The 15,524-nt window shown below is 74.5% G+C and carries 14 protein-coding genes; 9 read left to right on the forward strand and 5 right to left on the reverse strand.

Going from position 1 to position 15,524, the window contains the following annotated elements; translation table 11 throughout:
* Nucleotides 1-309: 309 nt before the first annotated feature.
* Complete coding sequence (locus ACO0M4_RS13865; RefSeq protein ID WP_430371372.1) at nt 310-1,770, forward strand: SDR family NAD(P)-dependent oxidoreductase; 1,461 nt, start codon at nt 310-312, stop codon at nt 1,768-1,770.
* Between the two features lie 81 nt (nt 1,771-1,851).
* Nucleotides 1,852-2,226 (forward strand): MmcQ/YjbR family DNA-binding protein, encoded by a 375-nt coding sequence (locus tag ACO0M4_RS13870; protein WP_430370324.1) that lies wholly within the window; start codon nt 1,852-1,854, stop codon nt 2,224-2,226.
* On the opposite strand, the gene ACO0M4_RS13875 is transcribed toward ACO0M4_RS13870, so the two are convergent.
* Nucleotides 2,213-3,259: a zinc-binding alcohol dehydrogenase family protein gene (locus tag ACO0M4_RS13875; RefSeq protein WP_430370325.1), complete on the reverse strand. Its 1,047-nt coding sequence runs from the start codon at nt 3,257-3,259 to the stop codon at nt 2,213-2,215. The two genes, ACO0M4_RS13870 and ACO0M4_RS13875, sit on opposite strands and share 14 nt — an antisense overlap.
* Before the next feature lie 136 nt (nt 3,260-3,395).
* Between ACO0M4_RS13875 and ACO0M4_RS13880 the strand changes: the two genes are divergently transcribed.
* Complete coding sequence (locus tag ACO0M4_RS13880; protein ID WP_430370327.1) at nt 3,396-3,662, forward strand: GlsB/YeaQ/YmgE family stress response membrane protein; 267 nt, start codon at nt 3,396-3,398, stop codon at nt 3,660-3,662.
* Nucleotides 3,663-3,808: 146 nt separating this feature from the next.
* Complete coding sequence (locus ACO0M4_RS13885; RefSeq protein ID WP_390020390.1) at nt 3,809-4,390, forward strand: TerD family protein; 582 nt, start codon at nt 3,809-3,811, stop codon at nt 4,388-4,390.
* A gap of 115 nt (nt 4,391-4,505) precedes the next feature.
* Here the strand turns inward: ACO0M4_RS13885 and ACO0M4_RS13890 are convergent, their stop codons facing one another.
* Entirely contained in the window at nt 4,506-5,342 is an 837-nt protein-coding gene (locus ACO0M4_RS13890; RefSeq protein ID WP_430370329.1) for a hypothetical protein, read from the reverse strand.
* A 157-nt stretch (nt 5,343-5,499) separates the two neighbouring features.
* Here ACO0M4_RS13890 and ACO0M4_RS13895 point away from each other — a divergent pair, with 157 nt between their 5' ends.
* A complete protein-coding gene (locus tag ACO0M4_RS13895; RefSeq protein WP_430370331.1) occupies nt 5,500-5,754 on the forward strand; it encodes a hypothetical protein in 255 nt (84 codons plus the stop codon).
* 49 nt (nt 5,755-5,803) lie between these two features.
* Here ACO0M4_RS13895 and tatA read toward each other — a convergent pair whose 3' ends face one another.
* Nucleotides 5,804-6,160, reverse strand: coding sequence for a Sec-independent protein translocase subunit TatA (gene tatA / locus ACO0M4_RS13900; protein WP_430370333.1), 357 nt, complete (start codon nt 6,158-6,160; stop codon nt 5,804-5,806).
* Nucleotides 6,161-6,316: 156 nt separating this feature from the next.
* Between tatA and ACO0M4_RS13905 the strand changes: the two genes are divergently transcribed.
* Complete coding sequence (locus ACO0M4_RS13905; protein ID WP_430370335.1) at nt 6,317-7,843, forward strand: LCP family protein; 1,527 nt, start codon at nt 6,317-6,319, stop codon at nt 7,841-7,843.
* 94 nt (nt 7,844-7,937) lie between these two features.
* Complete coding sequence (locus ACO0M4_RS13910; protein ID WP_430370336.1) at nt 7,938-9,323, forward strand: hypothetical protein; 1,386 nt, start codon at nt 7,938-7,940, stop codon at nt 9,321-9,323.
* 50 nt (nt 9,324-9,373) lie between these two features.
* On the opposite strand, the gene mgtA is transcribed toward ACO0M4_RS13910, so the two are convergent.
* Both mgtA and ACO0M4_RS13920 read right to left on the reverse strand, forming a co-directional pair.
* A complete protein-coding gene (gene mgtA / locus ACO0M4_RS13915; protein ID WP_430370338.1) occupies nt 9,374-12,085 on the reverse strand; it encodes a magnesium-translocating P-type ATPase in 2,712 nt (903 codons plus the stop codon).
* Complete coding sequence (locus tag ACO0M4_RS13920; protein ID WP_430371373.1) at nt 12,078-12,371, reverse strand: ArsR/SmtB family transcription factor; 294 nt, start codon at nt 12,369-12,371, stop codon at nt 12,078-12,080. The genes mgtA and ACO0M4_RS13920 overlap by 8 nt, the downstream gene beginning before the upstream one ends.
* Before the next feature lie 266 nt (nt 12,372-12,637).
* Between ACO0M4_RS13920 and ACO0M4_RS13925 the strand changes: the two genes are divergently transcribed.
* Together ACO0M4_RS13925 and ACO0M4_RS13930 are read left to right on the forward strand one after the other, a co-directional pair.
* On the forward strand, nt 12,638-14,185 hold the full coding sequence (locus tag ACO0M4_RS13925; protein WP_430370340.1) for a hypothetical protein: 1,548 nt from the start codon (nt 12,638-12,640) through the stop codon (nt 14,183-14,185).
* A 168-nt stretch (nt 14,186-14,353) separates the two neighbouring features.
* Nucleotides 14,354-15,520 (forward strand): PP2C family protein-serine/threonine phosphatase, encoded by a 1,167-nt coding sequence (locus tag ACO0M4_RS13930; RefSeq protein ID WP_430370341.1) that lies wholly within the window; start codon nt 14,354-14,356, stop codon nt 15,518-15,520.
* Nucleotides 15,521-15,524: the final 4 nt, after the last annotated feature.

Genomic DNA, 15,524 nt, shown 5'->3' on the forward strand with positions numbered 1-15,524 from the left:
CTCCCCCTATGGATCGAGCGGCGCGATGGGGCTTCGCTGTGTAGTCAACTCACTACCATGCGTGAAGATTCCCGCGGGAGGCGGAGTGTGTGGCACCGGCCGCGGCGGCCCCGCGCGGTGCGCCCCGCCGGCCGCCGTGCGCGCCCGGTCACTGCCCGCGGCCCGTACGCTGTCGCCGCCGGTTTGGCGCAGTCGCGCACCGCTGACGTAAAGTTCCGCCGAAGCTCGAACAGGCAATCCCATGGGCCCAAGGCCGGCCTGGAGAGACCGAACGAACCCAGGGAAATCCCAGTGAATGCCGCAGCGGCGATGACGGTGACCGAAGCAGACCGGGCCGAGAGCACGGGAATCGACGCCGAGCGGATGGCGATCTGCCTGAGCGTCCTCGAAGAGCTCGACGCCCTGCCGGTGGACCACCCGGACGCGATCACCATACGGCGGGCCACCGCCGGCATCTTCCGCGAGGTCAAGCGGCGCCGCCGGCAGGATCGCCGGGCCGCCAAGACCGCCCACGACAAGGCCGTCACCGAGGCCACCGCCACCGGTGCCGCCGACCGGATCGACGACGAGACCATGGGCCGCGCCCTCGCCAGTTCGGTGAGCTCGGACCTCGCCGGCGTCCTGGAGCGGCCCCGCAGCTGCTACGTCTGCAAGAGCCGGTACGTCGAGGTCGACGCCTTCTACCACCAGCTGTGCCCCTCGTGCGCCCAGGAGAACCGGGCCCGCCGGGAGGCCCGCACGGACCTCACGGGGCGGCGTGCGCTGCTCACCGGCGGCCGCGCCAAGATCGGCATGTACATCGCGCTCCGGCTGCTGCGGGACGGCGCCCACACCACCATCACCACCCGTTTCCCCAACGACGCGGTCCGGCGCTTCACGGCGATGCCGGACAGCGCGGAGTGGCTGCACCGCCTGAAGATCGTCGGGATCGACCTCCGCGACCCGTCCCAGGTCCTCTCGCTCGCCGAGACGGTGAGCGCCGAGGGCCCGCTCGACATCCTGATCAACAACGCCGCGCAGACCGTCCGCCGCTCGCCCGAGGCGTACCGCCAGCTGGTGGAGGCCGAGTCCGCGCCGCTGCCCGCCGGGGAACTGCCCGCCTCCGTCGTCCTCGGCCACTTCGGCAGCGGCGCCCCCGCCTTGCCCGCCGCGGCGCCCGGCGGTCCGACCGCGCTGACCGCCGAGAACCTCACGGCCCTCGCCCTGACCCGCGGCTCCGCCTCGCCGGCCCGCATCGAGGCGGGGACCGCGATCGACGCCGGTGGGCTGGTGCCCGACCTGCACCCGACCAACAGCTGGATCCACACGGTGGACGAGGTCGACCCGGTCGAGCTCCTGGAGGTCCAGCTCTGCAATATGACCGCGCCGTTCCTCCTGGTCAGCAAGTTGCGTCCGGCGCTCGCCGCGGCCCCGGCCCGACGCAAGTACGTGGTGAACGTCTCCGCGATGGAAGGCCAGTTCAGCCGCGGCTACAAGGGCGCCGGCCACCCGCACACCAACATGGCCAAGGCCGCGCTCAACATGCTCACCCGCACCAGCGCCCGCGAGATGCTGGAGACCGACGGGATCCTGATGACCGCGGTCGACACCGGCTGGATCACCGACGAGCGCCCGCACCCGGACAAGATGCGGCTGGCCGACGAGGGCTTCCACGCCCCGCTGGACTTGGTGGACGGCGCGGCCCGGGTCTACGACCCGATCGTCCGCGGCGAACAGGGCGAGGACCTGCACGGCTGCTTCCTCAAGGACTACGCCCCGTCTCCCTGGTGAGCCCGCGGGACGTCGGCGCGGTGCCGCCCTCCGGCGGCTCCGGCCGTTCGGCTGGAGATCACCGCGCCGTACCCTGGTGACGTGACCACGACCACATCCGGCTCCGCTTCCGAGCCCGATTCCGACGACGTCCGCCGCATCGCGCTCTCGCTCCCGCAGACCACGGAGAAGCAAGCCTGGGGCATGCCCACCTTCCGGGTCGCCGGGAAGATGTTCATCACCGTGCCCGACGACGAGACCTCGTTCGCCGTGCGGTGTCCCGCGCACGAGCGCGGTGAGCTGATTGCGGCGGAGCCGGAGAAGTTCTGGGTGCCGCCGCACGAGGCCGGTTCGAACTGGGTGCGGGTGCGGCTGACCGCCCTCGATGACCTGGACGAACTCCGCGACATCCTCGTCGACTCGTGGCGGCAGGCGGCCCCCGCCGACCTCGTCGCGGCCTACCTCACGACGGGCTGAATTCCTCGTCGGGCACCAGGACGGCCGCCCCCTGGACCCGGTCGCCGGCCAGATCGGCGAGCGCCTCGGGCGCCCGGCTGAGCGGATACCGGCTGGTCGTGACCTTGATCCCGATCCGTTCCGCGGTCTTGAGGAACTCCCGCCCGTCGCGCCGGGTGTTCGCCGTCACGCTGCACAGGTTCCGCTCGTAGAAGAGGTGTTCCTGATAGGTGAGCGGGGGGATGTCGGTGAGGTGGATCCCGGCGACGGCGAGCGTTCCGGACCGGTCGAGCGCCGCCAGTGCCACCGGTACCAGATCGCCCACCGGCGCGAAGAGGATCGCGGAGTCCAGCGGTTCGGGCGGGCGGTCGTAGGCGCCGCCGGTGGACACCGCGCCCAACTCGCGCGCCAGGTCGCGGGCCCGTGCGGACCGGGTGAGCACGTGCACCCGGGCGCCTTCGGCCACCGCGACCTGTGCGGCCAGGTGTGCCGAACCGCCGAAGCCGTAGATGCCGAGCCGTCCGCCCGGTGGCAGTGCGCACCGCCGCAGCGCCCGGTAGCCGATGATGCCCGCGCACAGCAGTGGGGCGAGCGTCGTCGCGGGCGCCGACTCCGGCAGCGGGTACGCGTAGTCCGCCGGAAGCAGCGTCAGGTCCGCGAAGCCGCCGTCGGCGTCCCAGCCGGTGTACCGCGAGGCGGGGCAGAGGTTCTCGGCCCCGGCCCGGCAGTACCGGCACGCCCCGCAGGTGGCGCGCAGCCAGGCCCCGCCGACCCGGTCGCCGACCCGGAAGCGCGTCACCGCCGCACCCGCGGCCGCCACCCGGCCCACGATCTCGTGTCCCGGTACGGTGGCCGGCCGGTGCGGCGGAAGATCACCCTCAGCGAGATGCAGATCCGTACGACAGACACCGCAAGCCTCCACCGTCACCAGTAGATCCCCGGGCCCCGGCTCCGGGACGGGGCGGCGCACCCGCGTCAGCGGCCCGGAGTCAGCCGGCCCCGGTCGCTCGACGGCCCACCCGGTCAGCGTCTCCGGGTGCGCGGCGCACGCCATACCCTCAGCGTCCCGCCCGCCCGCCACCCGGGCAAACGCTGTGCCGGCCGGCCTGGCTCGATCGTGCGCAGGCAACTTCTACAGTGATGTAGATTTTCGGTCCGCACCTACCCAACGACCAAGGAGAGGATGTCCCGTGGGCATCGTCAGCTGGATCGTGCTCGGACTCCTGGCCGGGGCGATAGCCAAGTTCCTTCTTCCCGGACGCGATCCGGGCGGACTGGTGGGCACCACGCTCATCGGCATCGCCGGTTCGTTCATCGGCGGCTGGTTGTCGGCGAAGTTCCTGCACCGGCCGGTCGCGCACAACTTCTTCGACATCGCGACCTGGATCGCGGCCATCGCCGGCGCCCTGGTCCTGCTCGTCCTCTACCGCGTGCTGTTCGGGAACTCCCGGGACTGAGCGGATGCCCGTACCGGCGGCGGTGTCGATTTCCGTCCCGGAATGTCGGCTTCTACTGTGAGGTGGATCCTGGATTCGTCGGTGGAAGCCGGAACTGCCGTGCCGGCGCGTCCGTTTCCAGTTGAGACCGACATATGGGGAATCAGATGAGTGTGAACTTGAGCAAGGGCCAGAAGGTCAGCCTGAGCAAGTCCGACGGCGGCGCGCTGAGCGTGGTCCGGATGGGCCTGGGCTGGCAGGCGGCGCGCCGCAAGGGCTTCCTCGCCCGGCTCACCGCCCGCGAGATCGACCTCGACGCCTCGGCCGTGCTCTTCGCCGGCCAGCAGCCCGTGGACGTCGTCTTCTTCAACCACCTCGTCAGCGACGACGGCTCGGTGCGGCACACCGGCGACAACCTCGTCGGCGGCGCCGGCCAGGGGGGTGACGACGAGTCGATCCTGGTTGACCTGGAGCGGGTGCCGGTCCACGTCGACCAGATCGTCTTCACCGTCAACTCCTTTACCGGACAGACCTTCCAGGAGGTGGAGAACGCCTTCTGCCGTCTGCTCGACGACACCACCGGCCAGGAGCTGGCCCGTTACTCCCTCTCCGGCGGCGGCTCGCACACCGCCCAGATCATGGCCAAGGTCTTCCGGTCGGACGGCGGTTGGGAGATGGCGGCGCTCGGCACGCCCGCCCAGGGCCGCACCTTCGAGGACCTGATGCCCGCCATCGCCGCGCACCTGTGAGCCCCCGGTCCGCGCGCTCCCGGCCCCGGCTGCCCGGGGAGTCGCGGACCGGCGGCCGCGGGCGCAAGGGGACGATGCCGGCGCCGCCGAGGGGTGAAGCCCTCGGCGGCGCGGGTCAGGGCGCCCCGGGCGCGGACGGCCCCGAGAAGCCCGGACGGCCGAAGTCCGGGCTGCTGAAGTCGGGTCCGGCGAAGTCCGGGCTGGCGTAGTCGGGGGAGCTGAAGCCGGGGCCGTCGGCCGCCGCCGGACGGGCCTCGCCCCCGCCGCCGGACACCCCGGCCGTGGCCGGGCGGGGGAGGGCGGGTCGTCCGCCGGGTCTCCCGCCGCCCGCCGCGCCATCGATCCGGCCGAGCAGGAACGGCATGATCCCCCGCTCCAGCAGGGCCAGTTGCCAGACATCGTGTGCCCGGGCGGCCGCCGGATCGCCCTCGTCGGGCGACTGCGCGTCGGCCGCCGCGCGGTTGCGCGAGGCCGCCACCAGCATCCAGATCAGCCCCGTCAGGGTCGCCACCCCGGCGACCCCGGCGGACGTCCAACCGGCCACGATCAGCTCGTCGGCGAGCCGGGACGATGTGACCACGGCGCGCAGACCGAAGCCGAACAGCAGGAAGACGGCCGCGGCGGTGGCGGCCAGACCGGGCACCAGCACCCCCAGAGCGGGGAGCACCCCACCACTTCGGGACGTCGTCCCGGTGGCGGGCGGGGGAGGGACCGGGCGGGTGTCGTCACCGGCCGCATCGGCGCGCAGCCTGACGAGTTCGCGGTATTCGGTGGCCGCCGTGGCGGCCAGGGCGTCGCGCGCTCCGAACGCCGCGCTGCGCAGCTGCTCGGCGTTGAGCGAACCGACCGTGTGCGACAGCGCCGCCCTGATCTCCGGGGAGTTCAGCGCCTGGTCCACGGTGCGCTCGAATGCGGCGGCGTCCGGTGCCTGGAAGCGGTCGTTCTGGTGCACGTGTATTCCCCGATGGGTTGAGAGTCAAGATTGCCCGACGGTCCGGCCCGGTGCTCGGCCACGTTGTCCGGACAGTGGCGTGGTGCGGCCACTATCCGGACAACGCGGGTGCACCCCATGATGGTTCCCTGATTGCGCAATCCCTAAAGTGTTGCTCATGGACGAAATGGACGCGGTGACGGACGTGCGGGCGGACGCGATGCGGTGGGAGGCCGCCGTGCTGTCCGGCGGGCCCGCCGACGGGGTACGGCTGCGGCTGACCGGCCGGCCGAGCGTGCTTCAGGTGAGCCACCCCTGTCGGGTCGAGAACGCCCCGGACGACATGCAGATCGCGGCGCTGCACATCTACCGCCGCGACCTGAAGGTGAAGAGCGAGCCGCTGCGGTACGGCTTCGACGGGGTGAGCCCGTGAAGCGCGCCGGGTGGTTGTGGTGTGTGGTCCCGGTGTGGCCGGCCCCGCCTCAATGCGCGGGGTTCGGGCCGGCCTCCCGGTCCGCGTGGGCGGCGGCCGGCCGCTCGGTGCCGACGCCGCCGGGCGCCGTGCCGGTGGCGGTGCCAGTGGTGGTGCCGGTGGCGGCCGCGCCGGGCGCCGAGTGGATCGTGCGCGGCGCCTCCGCCGGCTCCTGCGGGCCGGGCGCGTAGGTGGCGGTGGGCGGTGTGCCGTCGTCGTCCTTCATCGCCTTGGTCTCGCTCTTGAGGATGCGCAGCGACTTGCCCAGTGCGCGGGCGGTGTCCGGCAGCTTCTTGGAACCGAAGAGGAGAATCACCACGAGCGCCACGATCAGCAGATGCCAGGGTTCCAGTCCATTGCGCAGCATCGCTGCCACCCTTCTCTCGTTGTCACCACGGTCGGTCTTCGCGGCCGCGGTCGTGCGGCCCGGCCGGAATTTCACTTGCTACATTGCGCAACTGTATAACCCTGGGCAGGGGGGATCCGTCTGCCGGCAGGAAAACGCACGGACGAGGGTGCACACGTGACACGCAGCCACGCGGCAGGGGCCGCACACGGAGGCGGCCAGGGGGGCGGGGACGGGCTCGTCCAGGGGGCGTGGCGCGGGGTCCGGACGGCCGCCGCGCTGACCCTCTCGATCCTGGTGCTGCTGGTCGCCGGCGCCGGCTGGCTCTACCTCCAGCTCAACGGGAACATCGCCACCTTCGGCGCGGACGGCCTCAGCCAGGACCGGCCAGCCGCCGGCGCCGGCGGCAGCAACGTCCTGGTCATCGGCTCCGACTCGCGAGCCGGCGGCAACCGTCGGCTCGGCGGAGGAGAGGGCGACGTGGGGCGCTCCGACACCGCCTTCCTGCTGCACGTCTACGGCGACGGCCGGCACGCGCTCGCGGTCTCCTTCCCCCGTGACGCCCTCGTGGAGATCCCGTCGTGCCGGCTGCCGGACGGGAGCTGGACCCCGCCGCGGTCCGGCGCGATGTTCAACTCCGCGTTCACCGTGGGCAGCACGATCAAGGGCAACCCCGCCTGCACCCAGAACACCGTGGAACAGCTGACCGGGCTGCGGGTGGACCACACCGTCGTCGTCGACTTCGCCGGCTTCGCCGCGCTGACCACCGCCGTCGGCGGGGTACCCGTCTGCCTGCCCCAGGACGTCTACCAGGGGGACCTCAACCCGCACCTGGGGTCGCGCGGCGCGCTGGCCTTCGCCCGGGGGCCGCAGACCGTCTCCGGTCAGCGGGCCCTGGACTACGTCCGGCTCCGGCATGGCCTCGGGGACGGCTCCGACATCGGCCGGATCAAGCGCCAGCAGGCGTTCACCGCCGCGCTGGTCAAGAAGGTCAGGGCCCGGGGCATGAACCCGTCCGCGCTGCTGCCGCTGGCCCGGGCGGCCACCGCGGCCCTGACCGTCGACCCGGGGCTGGGCTCCGCGGACCGGCTGCTGTCCTTCGCCCTGGCGATGAAGGACATCGACCTGCACAACACGAAGTTCCTCACCCTGCCCTGGCGTTACCAGGGCGCCCGGGTCGCGGTCGTCCACCCGGACGCCGACGCGCTGTGGGCCGATCTGCGCGCCGACCGCACCGTGGACGGCCAGGACGCCGGCGGTACCGCCCGCCCCGGCGCGACGGACGACGGCAAGGGCGCCGCGCCCGCCGCCCCGGCACCGACCGCCGCACCGCCCGGGACCGGCATCGGCGTCGCGGTCTACAACGGGACCAGCGTCCCGGGGCTCGCCGCGCACGCCGCCGCCGAGCTGCGGTCGGCCGGTTTCACCATCTTGCGCACCGCCACCGCCGGCTCCCCGCAGTACGCCGCCACCGTCGTCGGGTACGGCCCCGGCCGAGAGGAGCAGGCGCGGACGGTGGCCCGATATTTCCCCGGCGCGGTCCTCCAGCAGGCCACCGCTCCCGGCGTCGGCGTCACCCTCGGCCGGGACTACGCCGACCGGCCCGCCGGCGGTGCCGGCACCCCGGCCGTGCCGCCGGAGCGCGGGGGTGGTGCCGCGCGCTCCGCGGACGACGACCCTTGTTCCGATCTCTCGTACGGTTAACCGGAGCGCACCTTGCGGCGGTCACCGGCACCAGTACGTCACTTGTCGCCCATGTCCCCTATGTCGCTATGACGTTGAGGAGAAGATCAGCCCCATGACAGCCCTTCGCCGGCCCTCGCCCGGCGTTCTGCCCAGAGCTCTGCCCAGAGTTCTCACCGGCTTCCTGCTGGCGGCCCTGATGCTGCTCGCCGCGGCGGCCGTCCTGCCCCAGCCGGCCCACGCCGCCGGCACCGGCCTGGACGCCGTGGCCGAGGCCCTCAAGAAGAGCCCGGTCTACGTCGACCCGCGCGTCCGCGACCAGCTCCCGGACGCCGACCGCAACGCGCTCGCGCAGAAGATACGGGACGCCGACAAGCCGGTCTTCGTCGCCGTCCTGCCGGACGCCCCGGAGTTCCCCAAGAAGACCCTGCTGCGGGAGCTGCGCACCAAGGTCGGCATCACCGGCGTCTACGCCGTCCACCTCGGCGCCAACGGCTTCAACGCCGGGGCCGACCGGCAGGTGCTGTCCCACAACGCGGCCGCCAACCTCACGGATGCCGTGCGGCGGTCCCACCCCGGCGACACCAAGGGCATGGTCACCGAGTTCGCCCAGCAGGCCGCCGCACAGGCCCACGGCGCGGCGCCCACCGCCTGGAACGAGGGCGACGGCGCCGGCGGCTCCGCCACCGGACTGCTCGTCGGCGGTGCCGTGGTGGTGGCCGGCGGCGTGGGCGCCTACGCCCTCTTCCGCCGGGCCAAGAAGCAGCGCGAGGAGCGGGAACGCGCCGAACTGGAGGCGCTGCGGGTGGTCGTCGACGAGGACATCACCGCCTTCGGCGAGGAGCTGGACCGCCTCGACTTCAGCCCGTCCGAGCCCGACGCCACCGATGCCATGCGCACCGACTACACCAGCGCCCTCGACGCCTACGACCTGGCCAAGACGCGGATGGCCGAGGCCCGCCGCCCCGAGGACGTCCGCCCGGTGACCGTGGCCCTGGAGGACGGCCGGTTCGCGCTGGCCACCCTGGCCGCCCGCCGGACCGGCGCCCCGCTGCCCGAGCGCCGGCTGCCCTGCTTCTTCGACCCGCGGCACGGCCCCTCCACCGCCGACGTCCAGTGGGCCCCGCCCGGCGCCGCCCCGCGCCCGGTCCCGGCGTGCGCCGCCGACGCGACCCGGCTGGCCGACGGCCTGGAGCCGATGGCCCGCACCGTCCAGACCCCGGGCGGCCCGCAGCCCTACTGGGACGCCGGACCGGCCTACTCCCCGTGGGCCGGCGGCTACTTCGGCGGCGGCAGCGTGCTCACCGCCATGGTGGCCGGCACCCTGCTCGGCTCGGTGCTCAGCGCCCCCAGCGCCTACGCCGACTCCGCGTCGTTCCTCAACGGTCCCGAGGGCGGCAGCCAATCCGGCGCCGACTTCAACCCCGGGGACTTCGCGGGCGGCTTCGGCGACGGCGGCGGCTTCGACGGCGGAGGGTTCGACGGCGGCGGCGACTGGTGAGCCGCCCGACCCGATAGCGTTCCGACACCCACGAGGGCGTGTCCCGCGGATCAGCTCGACGATCCGCCGGGCACGCCCGCGTCGCTCTCCCGGCGCGCGTACCGGATCCGGACGAACGCCAGCGCCGCCCCGTAGAGCGTCAGGACCACCGAGAGCAGCAGGTAGTACAGCGGCGGCGGCGCCGACATGGCCAGCAGCGGCGCCAGCGGGGAGACCGGCAGCAGCAGACCGACCACCGCCAGTGCGGTCACGGCCAGGTGCACCGGGCCCACCGTCCGCCGTTCCGCGGCCCGTCGCCCGGTGCGCAGCAGCAGCATCACCATCCCCTGCGTGAGCAGGTTCTCGGTGAACCACCCGGCGTGGAACATCGTCGGACTGTCCGTCCCGGCCGTGACCTTCGCGGCGAACGCCAGCACCCCGAACGTCGCCAGGTCCGCCGTGGCGTTGATCAGGCCGAACACGGTGATGAAACGGAGGAAGACCCGCGGCCGCAGCACCGCCGGTCGACGCGCCGCACCCACCGCCGGCTGGTCGAAGGCGAGCGAGAGCTGCGCCGCGTCGAAGCACAGGTTCTGCACCAGGACCTGTGCCGGAAGCATCGGCAGGAACGGCAGCAGCAGTCCCGCCGCCAGCATCGCGATCACGTTGCCGAGGTTGGACGACAGCGTGATCCGCAGATAGGCCGCGATGTTGCCACTGGCGTGCCGACCGGCGGTGATCGCCCGGTCGATCGCGGTCAGGTCCTTCTCGGCCAGCACCACATCGGCGCCCTCCCGCGCCACCGGTACCGCCCCGCGGGGGCAGATCCCGACGTCGGCCGCGTGCAGCGCCGGCAGGTCGTTGACCCCGTCGCCCAGGAACCCGGTGGTGTGCCCGTCCGCCCGCAGTGCCGTCACGATCCGGGCCTTGTCCTGCGCCGTGCACCGCGCCACGACCGTGGCCCGCCCGACCGCCTCCGCCAGCGCCGGCCCCGCCAGCCCGGCGAGCCGGCCGGCGGTGAGCACCTCGCCCGGCGGCAGCCCCAGGTCCCGGCAGGCCCGGGCCGCGGTCCCGGGATGATCACCGGTGAGCACCTTCACCGCCACCCCGCGCTCGGCCAGCACCCGTAGGGCGTCCGCCGCCGACGGCGCCAGTGCGTCGCTCAGCGCCACGAAGCCGACGAAGGTCAGCCCCCGCACGTCCCCGTCGGTGTACCCGCCGAGTCGGGGCCGGCGGTCGCCGCGGGCCACCGCCAACAGGCGCAGCCCGGCGGCCGCCTCCTCGGCGGCACACCGCAACAGCCGCTCCCGGGCCGCCTCGTCCAGCACGGTCTCCGCCCCGCCGGACCACACCCGCCCGCACCGGGCCAGCACGTCCTCCACCGCGCCCTTGACGACCAGGGTGTGGATGCCGTGCTGCCCCGGGCGGCGGATCACCGCCGTGGACATCCGCACCATCGGGTCGAACGGCAGCGCCGCGATCCCGTCGTACTCCAGCGGATCCGCGCCCTGCTCCTCCGCGGCCGCCAGGACCGCCTCGTCCAGCGCGTCCGGCACCGGCAGTTCGGCCAGCTCGATCGTCCAGAAGCTGTTCACCGCGGCCCAGTGCAGGACCTCCGGATCGGGCGCGCCGTCCGGGCCGGCGGACCGCACCACGACCGGCCGGTCCTGGGTGAGGGTGCCCGTCTTGTCCAGGCACAGCACGTCGACCGCGCCGAGGTCGTGCAGCGCGGGCAGTCGCTTGACGATCACGCCGCTGGTCCGGGCCAGCAGGGCGGCGCCCCGGGCCAACGCGGTGGTCACGATCACCGGCAGCATCTCCGGCGTCAGCCCCACCGCCACCGCCACCGCGAACGGCAGCGTCTCCAGCCCCCGCCCGCGCAGCGCGGCATTGGCCATCAGCACCAGCGGCGGGGTCAGCAGCATGAAGCGGATCAGCGTCCAGGCGATGCCATGCACCGACCGGTCGAAGGCGGTCTCGCCGCGCCGCCGGGCCCGCTCGCGGTACGCGGCGGCGAACCGGGTGTCCGCACCCGTCGCCACCACCAGAGCGGTCCCGCTGCCGGTCGCCACGCTGCTCCCCTGGAAGCACATGTGCGGCGGCTCGGACGCGTCCCGGTCCGCGCCGGGCGGGGCGTCCACGGCCTGCTTCGACACCGGCGCCGACTCCCCGGTCAACGCCGCCTGATGGACCGTCAGCCCACTGGCGCGCAGCAGCCGGACGTCCGCCGGCACCAGGTCGCCGGGGCCCAACCGCACCACGTCACCGAGCACCAACTGGTCGACGGGCACCTCCCGCACCTGCGGCGCCTCGTCCTCGCCCGGCCGGCGCTGCACCGCCGCGGTGGTCGCGACCAACTCCTGCAACGCCGCCATCGCCCGGCCGGCCTGGTGCTCACCGCCGGACCGCAGCGCGCAGCTGACCACCACCAGCGTCATGATCACGCAGGCCGTGCCCCAGGACGCAACGACCGCCGAGACCAGCCCCAGACACAACAGCACCGTGGTGAACGGATCCCGCAGTGCGCCCAGGAAACGCCGCGGCCAGGTCACCGGCCGCCACGACGGCACGGTGTTCTCCCCGAACCGGGCCAGCCGCTCCTCGGCCTGCATGTCGGTCAGCCCACGCGGTCCGCTGTCCAGCCGCCGCATCAGCTGCAACGCCGTCAGCGCCGCCGGCTCCACCGCCGCGGCTGTGCCCGAGGGATCCGCCGTACCCGCGCGCACCGCATCGGCGTCCGGGGGCACCGGGCCGGCCCCGGGCGCCGCGGTGATCTCAGGCACCGAGCTGACGCAGGCGGGCCGGCGACACACCCTTGCTGCGGGCGGCGAGTTGGACGACGAGCTTCCGTGTCACCGCGACCGTCTCGGGGTCGTCGACGAAGTACACCACTCGTCGGCCCTCGCGGCGGGAGCGGACCAGGCCGGCCAGTTTCAGCTTGGACAGGTGTTGGCTGATCGCGGGCAGCGCGCCGCCGACCCGTTCGGCCAGTCCGCTGACGTCGCTCTCGCCCTGGGCCAGTGCCCAGACGATGTGCAGCCGCGGGGGAGAGGCCAGCAGTCCGAACATCGCGGCTGCCTCGGCCAGCACCTCGGCGGACGGGTCGGCCGGTGTCGCCTTCCCCTCGATGCTCCTCACCACTGCCGCACTCCGTCCCTTTGGGAGCCCCTTGCCCCGGAGCGCCCAGTGTAGGCGGCGCGCCGGATCCGCCGGCAGGCCGAAGCCCGGTGCCGAACAGGTGCATGAGGGGTGCCAGGCCGGCCCGCGACCCGCATGATGGCGCCAGTACCCGACCGGCCCCCACGGGCGCCCACCCCACCCCGCGAGGTCTGCTCATGGAAGAGAGCCGGTCCGTCCCGGGCGGCCGGGCGGTGCGGACGGCACCGGCGCCCGCCCGCCGCCCGCCCGCCGCGCCGCGGTCCCCGATCCGCCCGCTGCCCTGGCTGGCCCTCACCGGCGCGGCATTCACCCTCCTCCAGCTCGTCCTGGTGGTCCCCGGCACCGGCCTGGGCTGGGACGAGACGGTCTACGCCAGCCAGGTCGCCCGGGACGTACCGGCCGCCTTCTTCAGCGCCCCCCGGGCCCGCGGCATCACCTACCTCATCGCCCCGGTCACCGCCCTGACGTCCTCCACCACCGCCCTACGGCTCGCCCTCGCCGTCCTGTCCGGCGTCGGCCTCTGGGCCGCGCTGCGGGTCTGGCGACCGCTGCTCCCCACCCGGGTGCTGGCCCTCGGCGGCGCGCTCTTCGCCACCCTCTGGATCACCCTCTACTACGGCCCCCAGGTCATGCCCAACCTCTGGACCGCCTACGGGGCGCTCGCCGCCACCGGCTGCTTCCTGCGCGCCGTGCAGGACCGCACGGACCGCCGGGCGCTCGCCGGGCTCCCGCTGGCTGTCGCGGTGGTCGCGCTGATGCGCCCACCGGACGCCGGCTGGCTGGTGCTGGTGCCGGCCGCGGCGGCCCTCGCGGTGCCCCGGTGGCGGCGCCCCGCCCTGGTCCTCCTGATGGCCGGCGGGCTGCTGCTGGGCGCCGCGGACTGGGTCATCGAGGCGTACACCCACTACGGGGGCCTGTTCGCCCGGCTGCACCGCGCCGCCGAGATCCAGGGCGGCATCGGCTGGAATCTGGCCGTCGACGACCAGATCCGCAGCCTGGACGGGCGGGGGCTGTGCCGGCCCTGCGACGTGCCGTGGACCCATCCCGTCACCGCCGTGTGGTTCTTCGCGCTGCCGCTCCTCACCGCCGTCGGCATACGGGCCGCGGTCCGGGCCCGGCGCCCGGCCACCGCCCTGCTGCCCACCGCCGTCGCGCTGGCGACCGCGGTGCCGTACCTCTTCCTCATCGACTACGCCGCACCCCGCTTCCTGCTGCCCGCCTACGCGCTGCTGTCCCTCCCCGTGGCCGACGGCCTGTGGCGGCTGGTCGCCCCAGAGGGCCGGCTCCGGCCGCGCGCCACCGCCCTCCTCGCGGCGGCGCTCGCCGCCCACCTGGCCGTCCAGTGCGCCGTGCTGACCGGCAACACCGCCCGCAACCGCCATATGCGGCAGGACTTCACGGCGGCCGCCACCGCCCTGCACGCCATGGGGGTGCGGCCGCCCTGCGTCCTGTCCGGCGACCACGCCGTCCAACTCGCCTACTACGCCGGCTGCGCCTCCCGACAGACCGCCGGCCCCGACGCCAGCGCCGCCCCGCGGGAACTGCCCGCCGAGGCCGCCCGCCGGCCCGTGGCGCTGCTCGTCCCGCCGTCCGCCGCCCCGCCCACCGTCGCCCGCGGCTGGCGGCCCGTGCCGCTGGCCGACACCGGCACCTTCCGCGGCTACCGCGCCTACCTCCCGCCCGCCCCGCGGACCCCCACGGCCCCCGCGCCGGCCACCCGGTGACGCCCCGGCGTACGCCCCGCGTACGGTCGTACACCCAGAATTCATCCGCTCTCCGCCCGCTGGTGCGGACCGGTGGCTTCCGCACCGTGTTTGATCGAAGGTGCGGGGGAGTGACCCCACCACCCCACCGCGCCAGCCCTCCGCACCAGCAGTCCCGGAAGTGGGCCCATGAGCGCGAGCAACACCGGCCACGCCGAACGGGCGCGGCTGCGCGCCGCCGAGGACGCCGCCGAGCGGATCGGCACCACGCTGGACGCCCGCACCACCTGCGCGGAACTGGCCCGGTTCGTCTGCCGGTCGCTGTGCGACGCCGCCGCCGTGGAACTGCTCCCCGACGACACCGAGGACGGGCGTTACCCGAGCGCCCGGCACCCCGGCGCGCACCCGGCCACCGGCGGGGCCACGGCGGCGCTCCACCAGGTCGCGGCCGAGGGCCGCACCCGCCTCCTGGAACCGGGCGGCCCCAGTGCCCCGGTGTCGGTCCCGCTCCTGGCCCACGGCCACCTCTACGGCGTGCTGCGCGCCGCCCGCGCCGCCGGCGGCTTCACCGCGCACGAGACCGCCACCCTCCACCACGCGGCGCGCCTGGCGGCCGTCCACCTCGCGCACGCCCGCCGGCACGCCGCGGCCCGGCGCACCGCGCTGGACCTCCAGCGCGCCCTCCTCGCCGACCCCGGCCGGCCGCACCCCAACCTGGAGCTCGCCACCCGCTACCTGCCGGCCGACAGCGGGGCCCTGGTCGGCGGCGACTGGTGCGAGACGGTACGGCTCCACTTCGGGCGGACCCTGCTGGTGATGGGCGATGTCATGGGCCACGGTCTGGAGGCCGCCGTGGAGATGAGCGCCTACCGCTCCGCCCTGCGCTACGTCGCCTCGGCCGAACTGCCGCCGCACCGGGTGCTGCGCCAACTCGACGCCGTGGTGGCCCGGGACGACCGCCGCCGCCCGGCGACCTGTCTGCTGGCCCAGCTCGACCCGGCCCGCGGGATCGCCTCCTTCGCCAGCGCCGGCCACCTCCCGCCGGCCGTCTTCGGCGCCGACGGCACCGCCCGGCTGCTGCCGGTACCGGCCGGCCCGCCGCTGGGCACCGGCGCCGGCGGCTACGCGCTCGTCACCCGCGCCCTCACCCCCGCCGACACCCTGCTGATGTTCACCGACGGTCTGGTCGAGCGGCGCGGTGAGGACATCGACGTCTCCCTCGCCCGGCTCGCCGGGATGCGGCTGCCCGCCCGGGCCAGCCCGGCCGACGTCCTCGACGAGGTGCTGGTCCGCCTCGACGGCCGGTTCGCGCAGGACGACGTGGCGGTGCTGGCCGCGCGGATCCGCCGCCGGTGACCGG

This window comes from Streptomyces sp. RGM 3693 (genome assembly GCF_050471125.1).
Lineage (GTDB): Bacteria > Actinomycetota > Actinomycetes > Streptomycetales > Streptomycetaceae > Streptomyces.